We start from the raw sequence: 18,542 nt of genomic DNA on the forward strand, positions 1-18,542 counted from the left end.
TATGGAAGTAACAGATTTAATTTCGATCAACACCTTTTGCTCGCATTACAAAGTGCCTACAACGTTTATCCATGATTTAAAGGAATATGAACTAATTGAAATTGTGGTTTTAAATAATGATCATTTTATTAAAACAACACAAATTATCGAGGTTGAAAAACTGATCCGTTTACACTTTGATCTTCATATTAATTTAGAAGGTTTAGATGCTGTTTATCATTTATTACAGCGCGTAGAAAACATGCAAAACAAAATAACCTCACTTCAAAATACATTAAGACTTTACGAAGATTTATAGACATATAAAAATGGAAACCATACAGCAATTATTTCTAGAGTATCCTCTTGTGAAAAGCATACTTAAATACCTTATAATCGCTGGATTTGTATTATTGTGTATTCAGTTTATTAGAAGGTTTTTAAAACGAAATATAGCGAATACTTCCGTAAGGTATAAATCGCAAAAAGGAGTAGAATTACTAGGCTATTTTATACTTGCTTTTGTTACTATTTTATATTTCACCGGAAGCATTAAAGACTTTACCATTACACTAGGGTTGCTTTCCGCAGGATTAGCTTTTACGTTACAAGAATTAATATTAAGTATTGCAGGCTCTGTATATATTTTTATTGTAAAAGTATACGAACCAGGAGATCGAATTGAAATTAATGGAATAAAAGGAGATGTTATTGACGTAGATAGTATTTATACCACCATGATGGAAATTGGACAATGGGTAGAAAGTGATAATTATACAGGTAGAATTGTAAAACTAAGTAATGCGTTTGTATTTAAAGGTCCTGTTTATAACTACTCCAAAGATTTCCCTTTTATTTGGGACGAGTTCAATTTACCTATTCGTTATGGTTCTGATATTGCGTTGGCAAAATCCATAATCATTAAAGCTGCGACTACCACACTTGCTGAATATACTAAAGCGTCTAAAGAACAATGGCAGGAAGTTGTAAAAAAATATTATATAGAGGATGCTATGGTAGAACCTTCACTCGCAACTACGTTAACAGACAACTGGATTTCATTTAACTTAAGATATATTGTAGATTACAAAAAAAGAAGATATACTAAACACCAATTAAATGATTTGATTAGAAGAGAAATTGAAACTACTAATGGTAAAGTTGTTTTGGCTTCGGAAACAATAGAGCTTATTAAAATACCAGATTTAAAAATAGATAATTCAAACACTAAAACCACGAAAAGCCATGTTTAAAAATTTAGAAGAAAAAGAAACGGAATACATTTTAGAAAACAACTACATTGGTCAATTAGGATACATCTTTAAAAAAGCACCTTATGTGATACCAATTACTTACTTTTTTGACAAAGTAAGCAATGCGATTATATGTTACTCTGGAGATGGACACAAAATGAACGCGATGCGACAAAACCCAACAATTTCTTTGCTCGTTTCAGATGTGGATGACGTAACCAATTGGAAATCTGTTCTAGTGCATGGCAAATTTGAACAACATTTTGGTAGTGATGCAAAAGCCTATTTACACAAATTCTCTTTAGGAATTAAAGATATTATTATAGAAAAAGAACATACCAAAGCAAATTTTATTAGTGACTTTTCTAGTAAAATTTATAAAGATGAAATTCCTGCTGTATTTTTAATAAAAATCGAAAAAATTACTGGAAAAAAACGATCTAAATAAACATCCTATAAAAGATGTATGCCGAATTGTACATCTTTTAACTACACTAATAAACATTTAACAAAAGGGATAACATAAAAGAAAGTGATATACCTCACATTTTACGGTATAAAAAAAGCCTCACATTTCTGTGAAGCTTTACTAGTAGCGGGAACTGGACTCGAACCAGTGACCTTCGGGTTATGAGCCCGACGAGCTACCTACTGCTCTATCCCGCGATTTTAAATCAAAACAATTTACTTAGCTTTTAACTTTCGCTTCATAATGGCGACCAAATTGTTTCGGACTGCAAATATACAACGCTTTTTAGATATTACAAGGATAATTTTAAAAAAAATTATTGCTCAATATTTTTTGCCTGAAAACCAGCAAGTTCTAAATTAATAAATTGTGCTTTTATTTCAATAGGATTACAACACACCTCACAATCTTCAATATAGCTTTGATTAGAAATACTATTATCTAATAACATCGATATATCTTGCCAACAATATGGGCATTGAAAAAAGTGTTCTTCCATGAAATAAAAATAGGCAAAATAAATTTTGCCTATTTAATAAATATAAAATTACGCTTATTAATCTTCTTCTGTTGCTAAAGCAGAGTCTGTAATAAACTGAAGTTTCATTTGTATGTCTTCTGGTCTTCGATCTATAATACTAACCATATCTTTATTTAACTTATTACCACTAACCATTATCGTGTTTAGCTCTGTAAGTTTATTTAGTTCTACTGGTAGATTACCTGTTAGTGCATTACTTGCCAAAACGAGCTCTTTAAGATGAATTAGATTGCCTAATTCTGCTGGTATTTCGCCAACTAACTTATTATCTATTACGCTTAATGTTTCTAATTGTGCTAATAAACTAATTTCTGTTGGTATATTACCTGTTAAGTAATTGCTTCCTAATACTAACGTTTTTAAGTTTGTTAAGTTTCCAATAGTAGTTGGTATTTCTCCTGTAAAAGTATTACTAAATAATTCTAAAACCTCTAATTTAGTTAGCTGTCCTATTTCGCTAGGTATATCTCCTTCAAAAGCATTTACAAATAATTTTACCGATCTTAATTCTTTTAAATTAAAGAATGCTTTAGGCAAATGACCTTTTATTTTATTAAAACCAAGATTTATATTTTGAAGATTGGTAAGATTTCCTATTTCTTGAGGAAGTGTTCCTTGTAAATTATTGTTATGTAAATTAAGACCTACAACCTTATCCTTTTGAATAGTAACACCATACCAAGTTGCAACCGGTTTATTTAAATCCCATGAAGTATTCCATTGACTTCCTTGGGTAGTATTATACAAAGCTATTAGTGCTTCTTTTTCAATTTGTGAAACATTAGCAAATAAAATAGTACTAATAAAAAGACATAGTGTGGTTAGCTTTAAAGTCTTCATAATGAATAGATTTGGGATTAATTCTATTACGAAACTAATTGATAACTAGATAAAATCCAAATTTATTCGATGAAATGCACAGTCAGAATAAATCCCTCCTTTTAATAAGCAATATTTAGCAATTCTCCACTTAGCTGTAACACCTGTAATTCGGATAGTTTCGCTTCATATTTCGCTTGATTCCTGCTTAATTCGGCATTAAGAAGATTTAGTTGTGCTTGTCTAAATTCAATTGAATTTACTTGACCTATTTTGAATTTTTCTTGCGAACGATCAAAATTATTTTGGGCAGTTACTATATTATTCTCCTGTACACGAAAAATAGTTAACTTATTTTGATAATCATCCCAAGCATTATTAAAATCTCGCTCTAAAGAAAGTAGTATTTCTTCCTTTTGAATCTCTTGACTTTGTAGCGCTATTTCAGCATTCTTCACTAATGTTTTTGTGCTTCCTCCATCAAAAATATTCCAGCTTAAATTAAGCCCTGCAGATAAACCAGTATTTGTAGATCCTGCTAAAAAAGATGCCGCATTATTATTATTTTTATTCCATCCGTAAGAACCTGTTAAACCTAAAGTTGGTAAATACGAAGACTTTCCAGATTTAATATCTAATTCACTTATTTGTATCGACTTATCGGCTTGCATTAATGCAACATTTCTAGATTTTGCTTTTTGCAGTAGCGCTTCTTTATTAATATCTAAAAGAAAATTAATTTCAGTATTTACTTTAAAATTTTCGTTTAAAACATTTCCCATTACCAAGTTTAAATCTCGCTTGGTATTATTTAATTGCTGGTTCGTATTAATTACATTAATACTATCGTTATTAATATCTACCTCGGCATTCAAGACTTCTAGTTTTGTGTTCTGGCCATATTCAAATTGATATTCGGAACGTACCAAACGATCTTTAGAAATAGATAAAGTTTGTTGAAAAGTATCTGCATTTTCTGAAAGCTGTGCTACATTATAATAAATGGTAAACAACTCAATGATTGTATTTTCAATAGTTTCACGAACTTGTAATTCGGAAAGTTGGTATTGTTCTTTTAAACTTTGGTAATTATACTTTCTTCCTAAACCATCAAACAACGTATAATTCACATCTAAAGAGGCGTTATAATTAGAACTTTCCGCGCCATTTAATTTGGTTATATTTCCATCTGAAAATTCAGATTCATTATTATCTAAATTATACGTTGCTCCTGCACTCCCTGTTACAGATGGTAAATATCCAGAATTATAGATACTAGTATTGTTTTCTGAAACTTCTAGTTCCTTATTTGCCACTTTAATACCATAGTTATTATCTAAAGTATAGCTCACAGCATCTTCTGGACTTAACTCCTGTTGTGCATAGCAAGTACTCCATCCTACAACAAAGCAAAATAATGTGGTTATTTTAATGTTCATTTTCTTCATTTTGTTCTTTAATAGCACGTTCTACTTCTTCTTTTGTTACTTTGTTTCCAGTGGCTAACCATTTTACTTTTTGTTTAATAGTATTACTAAACGATAAGAATAATGGCAAAACTAAAAGCGTTAAAATAGTTGCATAAGCAATACCAAAAGAAATAGAAATGGCCATAGGTTTTAAAAATTGTGCTTGTCTACTTTTTTCTAAAAGTAAAGGAGCTAAACCTGCTATAGTTGTTAATGAGGTTAAGAAAATAGCTCTAAAGCGTGATTTACCTGCATCTAAAAGCGCATCATCAAAATTTAAGCCTTCTCTTAAATTAGTATTAAATTTACCTATTAACACCAAGCCATCATTTACCATAATACCAATTAAGGCAATAATACCTAAAAGGGATAAAATATTAACAGAAAAACCTAGCATCCAATGTCCCCAAGCAACTGCTGTTAAACTAAATGGAACCAAAAGCATTAATAATAATGGCTGACTATAACTTCTAAACGTAAAGGCTATGACAATATAAATTAGGAATAAAATTGGAATCCCTGCTTTTGCCAAAGAACTATTTAATTTTTCCTTTTCTCTATTTTGTCCTTCAAAAGAAGCAGATATGGTTGGGTATTTAGATTTTAGCTCCACCATGGTTATGTTTTTTAAATCGGCCAAAATATCTGTAGTACTTGTACTTGGATCTTTTAAATCTGCTGATACTTGTATTTCACGTTGTCCTTCTAAATGATTAATAGCAACGTCACCTCTTTCTATGGTGTAAGATGCGATATCTTTTAGTGTTACTCGTTCTCCTGTTGGAGTTACAATTCGCATATCGTCTAGATCATTAATAGAAGCTCTATTGGTTCTATCGTAACGAACCCAAACACGAATTTCGTCTTGTCCTCTTTGAAAACGTTGTGCTTGTGTACCAAAGAAACCAGAACGCACTTGGCTCATTACTGTGCTTAAATTTAAGCCTAATAAGTAAGCACTTTCTTTAAGTTCAATACGTATTTCTTTTATACCTGCAGGATCATTATCTTCAATATCTTTTAATAACGGATTAGATTCTAGAACTTGTTTTAGCTCTATTTTGGCTGCTTTAAGTTCGTCAATATTATTTCCTAAAAGAGAAACCGAAACCGGACTTCCTCCAAAATTACCTCCAGAACCAAAGATCAAACGTTCTGTACCAATTACTGGTCCAACAAGTTCTCTCAATCGATTAGCCACTAGTGAGGATTTTATAGCATCTGGACGTTCTTCTCCTGGTAATAAATTAATACTTAAACTTGCGCTAGAGCTACTACTAATGTTTAATATAGTATTTTCAAAAAGCTGTTTATCGGTTCCTTTTAAGTATTTTTCGGTTAACTCTTGATTAACAATAAAAGACTTTTCTTCTATCATAGAAATAATAGAGTCTGTAATTTTCTCATTGGTTCCATTTGGCATATCTAATTCTATAGATACTCTATCACTAGCAACCGATGGAAACATAGTAACTCCAATAATTCCGCCACCAATAGAACCAAAAGTTAAAATTAACAAGGAAACAAAAATTCCAAGAGAAAGTAATTTAAAATTTAATACAAATGTGATTGTAGGTGTATATAATTTATCTCTAAGAAAGTTCATAAAGTTATCTCCTGCTTTATTTATTACTCGCATCTTAGAAAAGAATTGCTTCATTTTTGAAGGATTCTCTACTTCAACTTGCGGTTTTAAAGCTTTAGAATGTGCTAAATGCGCAGGCAGTATAATTAAAGCTTCAACTAAAGAAACAACTAAAGTAAGTATTACAATGACTGCTACTTCACTAAAAAACTCACCAATTCTACTATCTAAAAACAAGAATAGTGAAAATGCTAGTAGCGTTGTTATGATGGCTGAAACTACTGGTGGAATTACTTCCATAGTACCATCTATTGCAGCATCAATTGGCGATTTTCCTTTTTCGTAATGTTGGTAAATATTCTCGGCAATTACAATTCCATCATCTACTAATATTCCAATTACGATAATCATTCCAAAAAGTGACAATACATTAATGGTTACATCAAACTGTCCTGCAAAAATAAACATTCCTAAAAACGAAATTGGCAAGCCAAAAGCAACCCAAAATGCCAAACGTGTATTCAAGAAAACCGATAAAAACAAGAGTACTAATAACATACCTACAATGGCATTTTCTGTTAATAAATCGGTACGTTGATTTAATGTTTTAGACAAATCACGAACCACATCTAATTGTACATTATTATGTTTTTGATTGTATGATTCTATATATTCTTTTACTTTATCTGCGGAAGAAATTAAGTCTTCAGAATTGGTACTTGTTATCGAAATGTTTACCGATAATTTCTGATTAAAATAGGTAGCATTTGGAGTTTCTGAAAAACGATCACGTATGATAGCCACATCTTTTAAACGCACCACTTTGCCATCATTAGAAGCACGAACTACTATATTAGACAGTTCGTCACCATAATAAGAACGATTATTTGCACGAATAAGGTATTCTTCAGCATCTGTTTTTATAGTTCCTCCTGTAGTTAAAATATTAGCTGTACTAACGGCTTGCGAAACATCGTTAAAGGTTAAATCATAAGCTAGTAAACTCGTTTCGTTTACAGCTATTTCTATTTCTTCATCAGGATAACCAGAAATTGCTATTTGTGAAATCCCATCGATAGCCCTTAAATCGTTTTCTACTTGTCTACCTATTTGTTTTAAGGTTACTAGCGGAATATTTTCACCACTTAAAGCAAAGGAAATTGTTTCTCTAACAGCTTCTTGTTTTGCTACTATTAAAGGTTCCATACCTGATGGAAAAGAAGGCACACGGTCTACAGCATTTTTAACCTCTAATAACATGAAGTCAATATTCTCTCCTTTTTCAATTTCTACAGTAATGGTTCCGCTATTTTCTCTAGAAACCGAAGTTACTCGATCAATACCTTTTAAACCTTTTAGGTTATCTTCTATTTGAAGCACAATACCTTCTTCTATCTCTTGCGGTGAAGCTCCAGGATAGGTAACACTAATATTAATAATTTTCGAGTCGGTTAAAGGGAAAAACGAAGACTTTAAGGAAGTTACTCCTAAATAACCAAAAATTACAAAAGCAATAATAAAGATATTAACTGCTACGTGATACTTTATAAAATATTCTATAAGTTTTCTCATGCTTATTGCTTGTCTTTGGTATTACTTTTTTCTTCAAAAGGCTTAACTAACATTCCTGCATAAGCACCTGGAACCGATTTCTTAAGTATAATGGTTCCGTTTGGCACATTTTTTAAAACCACTTTTGTATCCGAAAAGTATACTGGCTTTACATCTATAACATCTAATAAAGTATCTTTAACTACAAATATTTGTTGGGTTTCTAATAAAAGATTTCTATCCACTTCTATCGCATCACTCTCTTCTTTTGCATTTAGATTTGCTTCCAGATACATACCTTCTTTTAAATTTTCATGCTTCACTTCTATAAAGGCAGTAATGGTTTGTGTAGTAGCATCAATGCTTCCGTTTACACGAGATACCTTACCGGTATAAGTTTCGGTTTTATCTAAATTATTTAATGCAACACTTTCTCCTACTTTTAGCAAATTAGCATAAGCTTTACTAATAGCGACTTCCATTTCATAAACAGAAGTATCTATAAACTCCCCTAATTTTTGTCCGCTTCTAATTAAAGTGCCTTCGGTTACTAAAGCTTCGGTTAAAATTCCTGAAAAAGGAGCAGAAATATAGTACTTAGCTAAACGTTGTTCTAAATTTTTTACGTTGTAGTAATTAGAAACTATGCTTCTCCCTGTAATGAAATAATTTTCCTTATCGGAAGTCATTTCAGGTAATTTCGGAGTTGTCTTATTTAAATCGAAACTGTTTAAATAGTTTTGCCATTTGTCAAAAATATCTGGAAAATCTAATCGTAAATCTGGCATAATTGCAGCGATAGAATTATACAAGTTACTTTTTGAAGATTGTACACTTGCATAATATTCTGCAGCATCTATTTTTATTAAAGTCTGTCCTGCTCTATATTCCTGTCCTGGTTTAAAGAGTTTGCTTCCTGGTTTAAAGATCCCTTGTACTTCTGCATAGATTTCTAATCTACGTTTTGCTTCAAGACTTCCATTGGCAGCAATAACAATTGGTATGGTGCTATTTTGCACAGTATCTGTAAATACCGTTTTAACAATTTTTGCTTGTACTGGTTTGGGTTTATTTTTATCTGCAATTAGTTTTTTAGCAAAGAAAAAAGAGCCAACTATTAGCAGAATGCCAATAATAGATAAAATAATATTACGCATTGGTTTAGTTTTGTAATTAGACTACAAAACTATGCTTTAGTTTAACCTTCAAACGTTAAAAAAAACCTAAAAAAATTAAGCGTAATCTTCTAACTGTAAAGTAATTTCTTCCCAGGTTTCCATAAGTTGGGTTAATTTCTCTTTTTTTGCTTGATAAACATCAAAAAACCCTGGCTTTGCTGCTACTTCATCATAATTTACTGCTAGTTCGACATCTATTTCTTTAATCTCTTTTTCTAACTGATTTATTTTAGACTCTGTATTGCTAAGTTTATTGTTTAAAGACTTTACTTTTTTCTGATCTTCGTAAGACTGCGTCTTCTTTTCTTTAGGAGTAGATTTCACTACCGTGCGCTTTTCTACTTCACGCAAATTCTCGACATTACGTTGTTCTAAGTAATAATCTACATCTCCTAAATATTTTTTAATTTTTTCGTCTTTAAACTCGTAAACTGTTGCGGTTAGACCTTGTAAGAAATCACGATCGTGAGACACCAGAATTAAGGTTCCTTCAAAGCGTTGTAAAGCATCTTTTAAAACATTTTTAGACTTAATATCTAAGTGATTGGTTGGCTCATCCATGATAAGCACATTAAAAGGCTGTAACATTAATTTGGCAAGAGCTAAACGGTTACGTTCACCACCAGAAAGCACTCTTACGTATTTTTCTGCTTCGTCTCCACGAAAAAGAAAAGAACCTAAAATATCTCTTACCTTACTTCTATTGGTTTCGTTTGCAGCATCAATCATAGTATCTAAGACGGTTTTACTACCATCTAAATACTCTGCTTGGTTCTGTGCAAAATACCCAATTTGCACATTATGCCCAAGTTTTAAATGACCATCATGTTGCAAATCGCCAACTAGAATTTTTGCTAGCGTAGACTTCCCTTGACCATTTTGACCAACAAATGCCGTTTTTTCATCGCGTTCAATCATCATACTAACCTGAGAAAGCACTTGATTATCGCCATAATTTTTAGATATTTTATCTGCTTCTACAACTACTTTCCCTGGTGTTATAGAAACTGGAAAATTAAGAGTCATCACACTATTATCATCTTCATCTACCTCAATTCGATCAATTCTATCTAACTTTTTAATAAGAGACTGTGCCATAGTAGCTTTACTAGCTTTGGCTCTAAATTTTTCAATAAGCTTTTCGGTTTGTTCTATTTGTTTTTGCTGATTTTTTTGAGAAGCTAATTGTTGTGCTTTAATTTCATTTCGAAGCACTAAGTATTTCGTATACGGTTTCGGATAATCATAAATTCTTCCTAAAGAAATTTCAATAGTTCTATTAGTAACATTATCTAAAAACATTTTATCGTGTGAAACAATTACTACTGCTCCAGCATAATTTTTTAAAAAGCCTTCTAACCAAATAATAGACTCAATATCTAAGTGATTGGTAGGCTCATCTAATAGTAATAAATCATTATTTTGAAGAAGTAGTTTTGCCAATTCAATTCGCATTCTCCAACCTCCCGAAAAAGTATCGGTAAGTTTATTAAAATCTTCTCTTTTAAACCCTAAACCTTGAAGAATTTTTTCAGTTTCGCCTTGGTAATTATATCCACCAATAATTTCGTATTGGTGTTGTAAATCGTTAAGATCAACCATTATTTGATGGTATGCTTCACTTTCGTAATCGGTACGTTCTACAAGTTGCGTGTTTATTTCTTCTAGTTGAGCTTCTATTTTTTTTATTTCGGTAAAAGCTTGGTAAGACTCTTCTAATACTGTTCTTCCTAAAACAAAATCAATATCCTGTTTTAAAAAACCAATTTTTAAATCTTTATCCGATGCTATTTGTCCAGAATCTGGTTCAAACTCTTTCGATAAAATTTTAAGCATGGTAGATTTACCAGCTCCATTTTTTCCAATTAAACCTACACGATCGCCAGAATTTAATTTAAAAGTAATTTCTTCGAATAAATATTCGCCTTGAAAAGATATAGATAGATTGTGTATATTAAGCATAGTTTGGTAACAATTGTTACAGGTATTAAATAAATATTGGCTAATTTTGTTATAACCACTAATTTGCAAAAGTACATAAATAATATGTTTAACAAAGGCTCAAAATTATATAGTATCTTAACAGGTTCTTGTCCTAAATGTCATCAAGAATCTATGTATAGCGATAAAAACCCGTATCATTTATCTAAGACTTTAAAAATGAATGATAATTGTTCACATTGCAATACGAAATATAAGATAGAACCTTCTTTTTTTTATGGAGCAATGTATGTTAGCTATGCTGTTGGTATTGCTTTTGCTGTAGCTGCTTTTGTAATAAGTAGTTTGGTTTTTAATGCAACTTTACATTATGTTTTTATTTCTATAATTGGAACATTAGTTGTTTTTGCTCCAATAATCATGCGTTTATCTAGAAATATATGGATAAACATGTTTATGAGTTACGATAAGAATTTGGTTAAGAAAAAGTAGTTTTTTTGGGGCGTTACCACAAGGGTCGCGCTTTTCATTATATCTTTTTTTCTTATTCTCGATATCAAATTGCTAAAAAAGCAATTTCGCTCGAGCTAACGTAAAAAAGGATGCCATTGCAATCGCTAACGCAACCAGCTTTCTCTTTTATGTAGTAAAAATAGGGACCCATCTACATGTAATCGAAATTACTTAAATCTAGAAATATCAATTTCGGTTTCTAAATCTTTATTACTTTCAATAAAATGATATAGTTGTTTTGCTACATAAGGAGCGATCATAACACCTCGTGTACCTAAACCATTGAGCACGTACATATTTTTATGTATTTCGTGTTTACCAACTAGTGGTCTTCTGTCTGTAACAGTTGGTCGTATTCCGGCAACTTGACTCACCACTTTAAAATCACATTTTAAAAACGTTTTAAGCTTTTTTAAGAGCTCTTCTTTTCCCTTAGCTGTTATGTTGTTCGTTTTATCATTCCAGTTATAGGTAGCCCCAATGGTGTACAAATCGTTTCCAATAGGAATTAAAAACACACTAGATTTTAATATATAGTCCATTTTTAAATCTGGAGCATGAATGGTTAGTAATTCTCCTTTTACTTCTTTTAACGGAATATCTTTAAAAAACGGGTTTTTTTTCACTCCGAAACCTTCGGCAAAGACGATATGTCTTGCTGTTATATCCTTATATTGAAGTTCTTTCTTTACAATTAAATCTTCATAATTAAAGTCTTCTTCTACTAACTGATTTCTTTCTAATAGTTGTTTTTTATAACTTTCAATTAATAGTTTGGTATCTATTCTTCCTGTTTCTAAAACTTTTCCGAAGCCAAAATTAGCATCAATAGCTGAATTATTATTTTTAATAATTTCTATAGAAAGATATTCGGAAAGTGCTGTTTTATCGGAAGCAGTGAACCAATCGTTTTGTTCTTCGACAGAAGAGAACCTCCTATACACTGGCGTTTTATAATCTAAAGTTATATTTAGATCTTTTTCTAATTTATTATAAATAGGTAATGCAAGTTGCAGTTGCTCTTTACTTTTCCATACTGAAGTGAACCTCTTTAAAACAACAGGGTTATATAATCCAGCTGCTACTACAGAAGAGTGTTGCGATTGATTATCGAACACCATAAAAGTTTTATTATTTGCTTGTAACTGTTCGCAAAAATGTATTCCTGCTAAACCACTACCAACTATTATATAATCTACATTTTTCATAAATAACAAAAGTACTATTTTTACTGTACAAAAAAACGCCCACTATTTCTAGTGAGCGCTATTTTTATTTTAAGAAAGCCTTAGTATGACCACATGTCCATTTCAAAGTTTCTGATTTTATCTTTAATTCTATCAGATTCTAATAATTGCATTAAAGCATTTTCGGTAATATATTCATCTACTGTTCTATCTCCAAAAACGTTTTCTTCTTTATACACATAGCCGTTAAAACGTCTAGAGTTTAAAATATGGTCGAACGTGAATGGCACAGCACTGTTTTTATTATTAAATGTTTTTGCTTCATGTAAAACATCTCTTGCGTCTGGAAAGAATATCCAATATAAAGGGTTTGGTTCTTTATTCTCTTCGTCATCACTATCAATAAAGTTTACATCGGCTGCTGCTGGAGCAAGACCTAACAATCTATATTTAAGTTCTCCCTGACGTTTATCAAAGTACCAAAGACCTTTAATTAAATATGCACTTACATCGTAAGAAGATATTTCTCTTTTAGTAATATATTCTGCATCTACGTAACCGTCTGCATTTAATTGATCGTAACCAATATCTAAAGTATCCACTTTAGAAGTTATATCTTTTAAATCTTTAAGACTACGTTTTGCTGTAAAATAAGAATCATCATATACATTTTCTATATCTCCTTCACGAATTGCTTTTGTTAAAACATCATATAAAGAACGTCTGTTGCTTCCAATATTATTGGTATCCACAGGATAATATAAAGGAAAGTTTACACGCTCATCTAAAACCACTTTCTCCCAAGTCATTTTAGAGTACATAATGTCTCTATCATCTACATAACCGTATTCTAATGGTTTATCATTATCTACAGCTTTCTGTGCTTCAGTTCTAACCCCTATTTCTTGAGGTGTTTTCGCATTTAAAATATTTGCTTGCGAAAACCCTGTAGTTGTTAGGGCTACACTAAAAATGGTTAATAAAAAAGATTTATAATTCATCTTACAATAATTAATTTTAATTAATAATACTATTGAGTTGGTTAGTTAGACAACTGAATAATAATTGGTGCTGCTGGTTTAATTCTTGGTCCATTACTACTTGATTTGATATCAAATATTTGCACATCAGAACCACGCTTCGCTTTACGTAAAGCTGATTTAGCTTGAGAGTTAAGTCTATTACCTTGACAAGTTACACTAGGTGAACCAGGAACTTTAAATTTAAATGAGGTTACTTTTAAAGGTAAATCGAAATCAAAATCTTCTAAGACAGCTTGTACTTTACCAATCTCAACATTGTTTCTTGGTAAACTAAATTGTCCTGTTTTACCAGCCATTTGACCAGAAGGTTTAGGAATATCTTTAATTCTAAATGTTTTTCTATCGGAAGCAGAAGAACCATCATCAAGCTTAGCACTTACGTTAATAGTTACTTCTTTACCTGTAGTTGGTACCATGTTATATTTACCAGTTCCAGATCCTTTACTTAAACCTGCTCCACTAGCTGACACTTTATTGTCAGGTACACCAGCGAAAGAAATAGTCATTGGGTTTGTAACACCACGATACACTACATTCATTTTATCTGCTGAAATTGTTGCCGAATTTGGTCTTGGCACTACAACGTAGTTTCCTACGATAGGAATTTCTAAAGGCTTACCATCTTCTAAAAAAGTGAATACCCCTTTAATATCTTGTTCTCCAACGTTACCTACAGTAAAATCTAGTTTTGCTGCTCCTGTAGAGTCAATAGCTTCTGCTATGTTAATTTCTTTACCATTTACAGATAATTTAGTTGGTGTTACATTAGCATATTTACCTAAAACAACTTTACCTTGAAATTTTTCTCCTGCAAAGAATGCTGACTTATCTGCTAATACAATAGCTTGATATTTTTTTAATGATACCGCTTCATCTAAACTGTTTCCTAAAAACAGGTTGAACATATTTGCTTCGGTCATCTTTACATCATTCTGCATTGCAGTTAACTTTGTATATGATGCGATAGCTGGAAAACCTTGAAAGTTATAGTCTAACCATCCTTTACTTATTCCGTCTTTAGTTTCAACATCTGCTGTAGAAAAACGTTTTTCAAAACGTTCTATAGCTTTATTATACTTTACATCACCACCAAGAATTTCTTTAATATCATTCTTGTATGCTGCAATTGCAGCCATTACTTCGTCTCCTTTTTTTGTTAAACGATCTCCAGTAAACCACATTTCGTCAAGGATATCTGTTTTATCCATTGCTTCGAAAGGTAACTTTCCAGTTTCTGGTACAACAGCATATTTTCCTTCTCTTAATAAATCGGCCTTTAAACTACCAATATATTTATAAAATTTATCTGAAACAGCGTTAACTTGAGTAGCTTTATTAAAAGGTACTGCGAACTCTTCTTTCTTTTCTTCCGCTTTGGTTTCTAAATCTGCTAATAATGCGCTATTTTTTTCAGTAGCTACAGTATTAGATTCTGCGAACTTAAGATCCATCAGTCCAAATGCTGAAAGTACTTCTTTAGACATATTCATAGCCATCATTGCGATGAATACTAAATACATCAAGTTAATCATTTTCTGCCTTGCGGATGCTTTTCCTCCTGCCATGTTAATTAGTTTTTATTGGTTAATAAATATTAGTTAATAAAACTAATTAGTTTTTGTTCATTGCAGTAAGCATTCCTCCATATACCCCATTTAAAGAAGATAAGTTTGAAGCTAAAGATTGCATTTGCTCTTTTAATTTGTTTGCATTTTCTACAGACTCTTCGTTAATCGATGCTTGACGACTAGCAGATTCCATTTGCACTTTATATAAACTATTTAAAGATTCCATTTGAGCAGCAGCTAAAGACATTTCTTCGCTGTATTTCTTTTGTGCAGCAATACCATCTACTGTAGGAGAAATTCCTTTAGCAGCACCTTCAAAGTTTTTGATACTTGCTCCTAAGCTTGCCATTAATTCGCCATCAATTTTAGCTTCTTTTAATAAGTTATCTAATTTTTTAGAAAGTAATCCTTCTGCATCTTTAGGCTCTTCCTTTACTTTTTTAGCACCTAATGAAGCTCCTCCTGATAATTCAGGATATACTAAAGACCAGTCTAAATCACTTGCTTGTCTCTCAAATGCAGAATATGTAAATACTAATGCTTCCACAATCATACCTAATGTTAAGATTTCAGAACCATAAGGCCAGTGCTGAATTTTAAATAAAGCTCCAACGATTACAATTGCTGCTCCTAATCCGTAGATCATATTAGTTACTGTGATTTTACCTTTTTGTGCCATAATTTTTAGTTTTTTTAGTATTGCTACTTTTTAAGTTGATTATTATTGTTTATAATTAATTTGGTTATTTTTTATCTTGCGTTAGCTGTAACGTCTGTACCCATATAATCCTGAACAGTTCTGAAGCCAATATAACTTCTTGCAGAATCTGCATATTCATAATCTCTTGAGCTTACTTGTAAATAGTAGGCTACATCTTTCCAAGATCCACCTCTTACTACTTTACGTTGATTATTTACATCGTTAACACTAGGGTTAATTGTAGATACATACTCATAAGAACCAGGATCGTAAGATGCACTTACCCATTCGGAAACATTACCTGCCATATTGTATAAGTTAAAGTCATTAGGTTCGTATGACTTAGCTTCTACCGTATATAAAGCTTGATCTGCAGCATAGTCACCTCTTAAAGGCTTAAAGTTTGCCATAAAACATCCTCTATCGTTTTTAGCATAAGGTCCTCCCCAAGGGAAAGTTGCTCCTTGTAACCCTCCTCTTGCAGCGTATTCCCATTCTGCTTCAGATGGTAATCTATATTCGTTTACAAAATGTTGATTTTTTTCTTTTCTGTATGCGTTGTGATATAAAGTTCTCCATTCACAGAATGCTTTAGCTTGTTTCCAAGAAACTCCTACTACAGGATATTCTCCGTAAGCGTCATGCCAGAAATAATCGTTGTGCATTGGTTCGTTATAAGAATATGCAAAATCTCTAATCCAAGCTGTTGTGTCTGGATAGATTTCTACAGCTTCTGTAATTAAAAACTCTGATCTTTTCTGACCTTTATTTTTAGCTTTAGCAGCTTTTTCAATATCCATGTATGTGTATTGAAATTTAAATTTAGACACATCCCATGTACGTTGCCCGTTATAAGACTCTTCTATTGGCAAATACATAGTATCCATTACTTCTACATAGTATTCATCTGGATATTCTGAAGTGTCAAAAAGTAAATCTACATCGTGATTTAATTTTCTTCCTTCGTAACCAGTTTCTCCCATTCCACTATAATTGTCATACATATATTGTTCGTATGCATTCATATTTTCTGGGTCTGCATCTTTAAATGCATAATCTCCAATACCACCATCTCCAGGAGTAGCTCCTACTTCGTCTGCTAATATTGCTAATTTTGTTCTAATGGTAGAATCTCTAACCCATTGTACAAATTTACGATACTCACTGTTTGTGATTTCCGTTGCATCCATATAGAACGATCTTACTGTAACCGTTTTAGTTGGCGCATCTTGAATACCAGCTAAATCATCATCCGATTTACCCATAATAAATGCTCCTCCAGGAATTAATTCCATACCATAAGGTTTTTCTGGATGCCATTTTTTTCCTTTAACACCAACTAACTGGCCTCTGTCTCCAGAACCACAACTTGAAAGGAATGCTAAAACTACTGTTAATAAAAGAAAATTCTTCATATTTATTGAAAACTCGAGGTTAATTATTCTATGCTCAAAATTTAAGAGCGTAAACATATTTATATATTTTTTAAAAAACAACTTTTTTATAAAAAAAATACGTTTCGTCGTAAAAATAAAACATTTTAACGACAAAACAACTATTTCAACGTGTTTTTATATTTACACACAATTCTTTTGAAATGCTTTATACCAACGTTCTGGTATAATATTATTACAAGCGTCTACATAATCTTGATGCATGCATGGTAATAACGTATGTCTTTTTAATTTATTATTCACTTCATTTAAAAAAGGTATTTCTATCCACCATCTACCTGTTTTTATGCTTTTATAAAAGACTAAATCTTGATCTTCTATTAATGTTATGAATTTTTGATAATTATTTTCATCTTTAAAATCATCATCTTTTACTCTATAATTTACTCCTTCTATGAAGTACCAGATAATCTGGGATATAAGCATTGAAGTAATTTCATCATCTTTAGATGGATTATATTCCCAAAGGCCAAAGGAAGTTACTTTATTACTAATTCCTGCGTAACGCGAAATAGCACATACTTCTTTACCATCTAAACCATTAGGTGATACTTTTTGATTTAAACTAACTTCGGAAGATTTTACAGCTCCTAAATCTATACTTACAATATTTGCATCTCGCATAATAGGTTCTACAATGGTAATATCATTAGACACCTCTCCTAAGCGATAGGCATCAAAATATAATTTCTCCATTAAATCTATTTCTTCCTGCGAATTAAAATAGGTTTGATAACCAATTGCCGAATAATTAAATAAGTTAAACGGTTGGTCTAATATTATTTTCCCAACAAAACTTGTATTCTTAATGGGTTTAGCTGAATCCCCTAAATCAAATTTAGAATCTACATTAACAATATTTACCATTGGTATAATGTTATCGTAAGCACGATAGTTGGCATAGGTTAAATCTTGACTCCCTCCTATTATTATTGGAATAACTCCTTTTTGCACTAAAATAGCAATAGTTGTTTTTAAGGCGAAATAGGTATCTTCTATAGACTCTCCTTTATTAATATCTCCTAAATCGGCAATACTTGTGTTCCAGCTCCCTGGAAAAAGGGCATAGAAAGATTTACGTATCTCATTTAAATTAAAATCTTCACCAATATAGTTAATATCGTTTCTAGTTTCTAAAACACCCAATATAGCCAATTGCACACCTTCTAAATCTGGAATCCCTTCTTGATTAGAATGTATTTTTAATTTTCGACCTAGAGCTTGTTCTGGTAATAACTCATTATGGGCTAAAACGGAATCTGAAACTGGTGATAGAAAATTAAAGTTCATGT

The 18,542-nt window shown here is 31.5% G+C and carries 16 protein-coding genes and 1 tRNA gene; 4 read left to right on the forward strand and 13 right to left on the reverse strand.

The genetic code is table 11. From position 1 onward, the window contains the following. The first annotated feature begins 1 nt into the window (after position 1). Genes Q4512_RS04380 through Q4512_RS04390 form a run of 3 tightly spaced genes read left to right on the forward strand, consistent with a single transcriptional unit; the run spans position 2 to position 1,680 of the window. Positions 2-298, forward strand: a complete 297-nt coding sequence (locus Q4512_RS04380; RefSeq protein ID WP_303421990.1) for a chaperone modulator CbpM — start codon at positions 2-4, stop codon at positions 296-298. A gap of 10 nt (positions 299-308) precedes the next feature. After that, entirely contained in the window at positions 309-1,232 is a 924-nt protein-coding gene (locus tag Q4512_RS04385) for a mechanosensitive ion channel family protein (protein ID WP_303421993.1), read from the forward strand. Beyond that, positions 1,225-1,680, forward strand: coding sequence for a pyridoxamine 5'-phosphate oxidase family protein (locus Q4512_RS04390; protein ID WP_303421996.1), 456 nt, complete (start codon positions 1,225-1,227; stop codon positions 1,678-1,680). Before Q4512_RS04385 ends, Q4512_RS04390 begins: the two co-directional genes overlap by 8 nt. A 145-nt stretch (positions 1,681-1,825) precedes the next feature. On the opposite strand, the gene Q4512_RS04395 is transcribed toward Q4512_RS04390, so the two are convergent. The 7 genes from Q4512_RS04395 to Q4512_RS04425 all read right to left on the reverse strand — a co-directional run bounded on the left by Q4512_RS04395 (position 1,826) and on the right by Q4512_RS04425 (position 10,806). Next, a tRNA-Met gene (locus Q4512_RS04395) sits at positions 1,826-1,898 on the reverse strand. A 119-nt stretch (positions 1,899-2,017) separates the two neighbouring features. Beyond that, positions 2,018-2,200 (reverse strand): CPXCG motif-containing cysteine-rich protein, encoded by a 183-nt coding sequence (locus Q4512_RS04400; RefSeq protein ID WP_303421999.1) that lies wholly within the window; start codon positions 2,198-2,200, stop codon positions 2,018-2,020. A 57-nt stretch (positions 2,201-2,257) separates the two neighbouring features. Further along, entirely contained in the window at positions 2,258-3,082 is an 825-nt protein-coding gene (locus Q4512_RS04405; RefSeq protein ID WP_303422001.1) for a Two component regulator three Y domain protein, read from the reverse strand. Positions 3,083-3,183: 101 nt separating this feature from the next. After that, positions 3,184-4,500 carry a TolC family protein gene (locus Q4512_RS04410; protein ID WP_303422004.1) on the reverse strand — a complete coding sequence of 439 codons (1,317 nt, stop codon included), beginning with the start codon at positions 4,498-4,500 and terminating at the stop codon, positions 3,184-3,186. After that, on the reverse strand, positions 4,490-7,687 hold the full coding sequence (locus tag Q4512_RS04415) for an efflux RND transporter permease subunit (RefSeq protein WP_303422007.1): 3,198 nt from the start codon (positions 7,685-7,687) through the stop codon (positions 4,490-4,492). Before Q4512_RS04415 ends, Q4512_RS04410 begins: the two co-directional genes overlap by 11 nt. A gap of 2 nt (positions 7,688-7,689) precedes the next feature. Further along, positions 7,690-8,823: an efflux RND transporter periplasmic adaptor subunit gene (locus Q4512_RS04420; RefSeq protein ID WP_303422009.1), complete on the reverse strand. Its 1,134-nt coding sequence runs from the start codon at positions 8,821-8,823 to the stop codon at positions 7,690-7,692. Between the two features lie 75 nt (positions 8,824-8,898). Further along, the gene (locus Q4512_RS04425; protein WP_303422011.1) at positions 8,899-10,806 is read right to left on the reverse strand and encodes an ABC-F family ATP-binding cassette domain-containing protein; all 1,908 of its coding nucleotides are present in this window, start codon (positions 10,804-10,806) and stop codon (positions 8,899-8,901) included. Between the two features lie 84 nt (positions 10,807-10,890). On the opposite strand from Q4512_RS04425, the gene Q4512_RS04430 reads away from it, so the two are divergent. Then, complete coding sequence (locus tag Q4512_RS04430; RefSeq protein ID WP_303422013.1) at positions 10,891-11,277, forward strand: DUF983 domain-containing protein; 387 nt, start codon at positions 10,891-10,893, stop codon at positions 11,275-11,277. A gap of 188 nt (positions 11,278-11,465) precedes the next feature. Here the strand turns inward: Q4512_RS04430 and Q4512_RS04435 are convergent, their stop codons facing one another. The 6 genes from Q4512_RS04435 to Q4512_RS04460 all read right to left on the reverse strand — a co-directional run bounded on the left by Q4512_RS04435 (position 11,466) and on the right by Q4512_RS04460 (position 18,540). Continuing rightward, positions 11,466-12,506, reverse strand: a complete 1,041-nt coding sequence (locus tag Q4512_RS04435; protein ID WP_303422015.1) for an FAD-binding oxidoreductase — start codon at positions 12,504-12,506, stop codon at positions 11,466-11,468. A gap of 80 nt (positions 12,507-12,586) precedes the next feature. Further along, a complete protein-coding gene (gene gldN, locus Q4512_RS04440; protein WP_303422018.1) occupies positions 12,587-13,486 on the reverse strand; it encodes a gliding motility protein GldN in 900 nt (299 codons plus the stop codon). A 41-nt stretch (positions 13,487-13,527) separates the two neighbouring features. Further along, positions 13,528-15,093 carry a gliding motility protein GldM gene (gene gldM, locus Q4512_RS04445; protein WP_303422021.1) on the reverse strand — a complete coding sequence of 522 codons (1,566 nt, stop codon included), beginning with the start codon at positions 15,091-15,093 and terminating at the stop codon, positions 13,528-13,530. 46 nt (positions 15,094-15,139) lie between these two features. Beyond that, positions 15,140-15,775 (reverse strand): gliding motility protein GldL, encoded by a 636-nt coding sequence (gene gldL / locus Q4512_RS04450; protein WP_303422024.1) that lies wholly within the window; start codon positions 15,773-15,775, stop codon positions 15,140-15,142. A gap of 71 nt (positions 15,776-15,846) precedes the next feature. Next, entirely contained in the window at positions 15,847-17,211 is a 1,365-nt protein-coding gene (gldK, locus tag Q4512_RS04455) for a gliding motility lipoprotein GldK (protein WP_303422027.1), read from the reverse strand. Between the two features lie 162 nt (positions 17,212-17,373). Further along, positions 17,374-18,540, reverse strand: coding sequence for a formimidoylglutamase (locus Q4512_RS04460; RefSeq protein ID WP_303422030.1), 1,167 nt, complete (start codon positions 18,538-18,540; stop codon positions 17,374-17,376). Between the last annotated feature and the right edge of the window lie 2 nt (positions 18,541-18,542).

Origin of the sequence: Oceanihabitans sp. 2_MG-2023 (assembly GCF_030547245.1) — a bacterium.
Classification (GTDB): domain Bacteria; phylum Bacteroidota; class Bacteroidia; order Flavobacteriales; family Flavobacteriaceae; genus Oceanihabitans.

Coding starts and splice junctions, on each gene's coding strand:
- Q4512_RS04400 (WP_303421999.1), bottom strand. CDS start 2,200: ATGGAAGAACACTTTTTTCAATGCCCATATTGTTGGCAAGATATATCG.
- Q4512_RS04415 (WP_303422007.1), bottom strand. CDS start 7,687: ATGAGAAAACTTATAGAATATTTTATAAAGTATCACGTAGCAGTTAAT.
- Q4512_RS04390 (WP_303421996.1), top strand. CDS start 1,225: ATGTTTAAAAATTTAGAAGAAAAAGAAACGGAATACATTTTAGAAAAC.
- Q4512_RS04435 (WP_303422015.1), bottom strand. CDS start 12,506: ATGAAAAATGTAGATTATATAATAGTTGGTAGTGGTTTAGCAGGAATA.
- gldL (WP_303422024.1), bottom strand. CDS start 15,775: ATGGCACAAAAAGGTAAAATCACAGTAACTAATATGATCTACGGATTA.
- Q4512_RS04425 (WP_303422011.1), bottom strand. CDS start 10,806: ATGCTTAATATACACAATCTATCTATATCTTTTCAAGGCGAATATTTA.
- Q4512_RS04405 (WP_303422001.1), bottom strand. CDS start 3,082: ATGAAGACTTTAAAGCTAACCACACTATGTCTTTTTATTAGTACTATT.
- gldN (WP_303422018.1), bottom strand. CDS start 13,486: ATGAATTATAAATCTTTTTTATTAACCATTTTTAGTGTAGCCCTAACA.
- gldM (WP_303422021.1), bottom strand. CDS start 15,093: ATGGCAGGAGGAAAAGCATCCGCAAGGCAGAAAATGATTAACTTGATG.
- Q4512_RS04385 (WP_303421993.1), top strand. CDS start 309: ATGGAAACCATACAGCAATTATTTCTAGAGTATCCTCTTGTGAAAAGC.
- Q4512_RS04420 (WP_303422009.1), bottom strand. CDS start 8,823: ATGCGTAATATTATTTTATCTATTATTGGCATTCTGCTAATAGTTGGC.
- gldK (WP_303422027.1), bottom strand. CDS start 17,211: ATGAAGAATTTTCTTTTATTAACAGTAGTTTTAGCATTCCTTTCAAGT.
- Q4512_RS04460 (WP_303422030.1), bottom strand. CDS start 18,540: ATGAACTTTAATTTTCTATCACCAGTTTCAGATTCCGTTTTAGCCCAT.
- Q4512_RS04380 (WP_303421990.1), top strand. CDS start 2: ATGGAAGTAACAGATTTAATTTCGATCAACACCTTTTGCTCGCATTAC.
- Q4512_RS04430 (WP_303422013.1), top strand. CDS start 10,891: ATGTTTAACAAAGGCTCAAAATTATATAGTATCTTAACAGGTTCTTGT.
- Q4512_RS04410 (WP_303422004.1), bottom strand. CDS start 4,500: ATGAACATTAAAATAACCACATTATTTTGCTTTGTTGTAGGATGGAGT.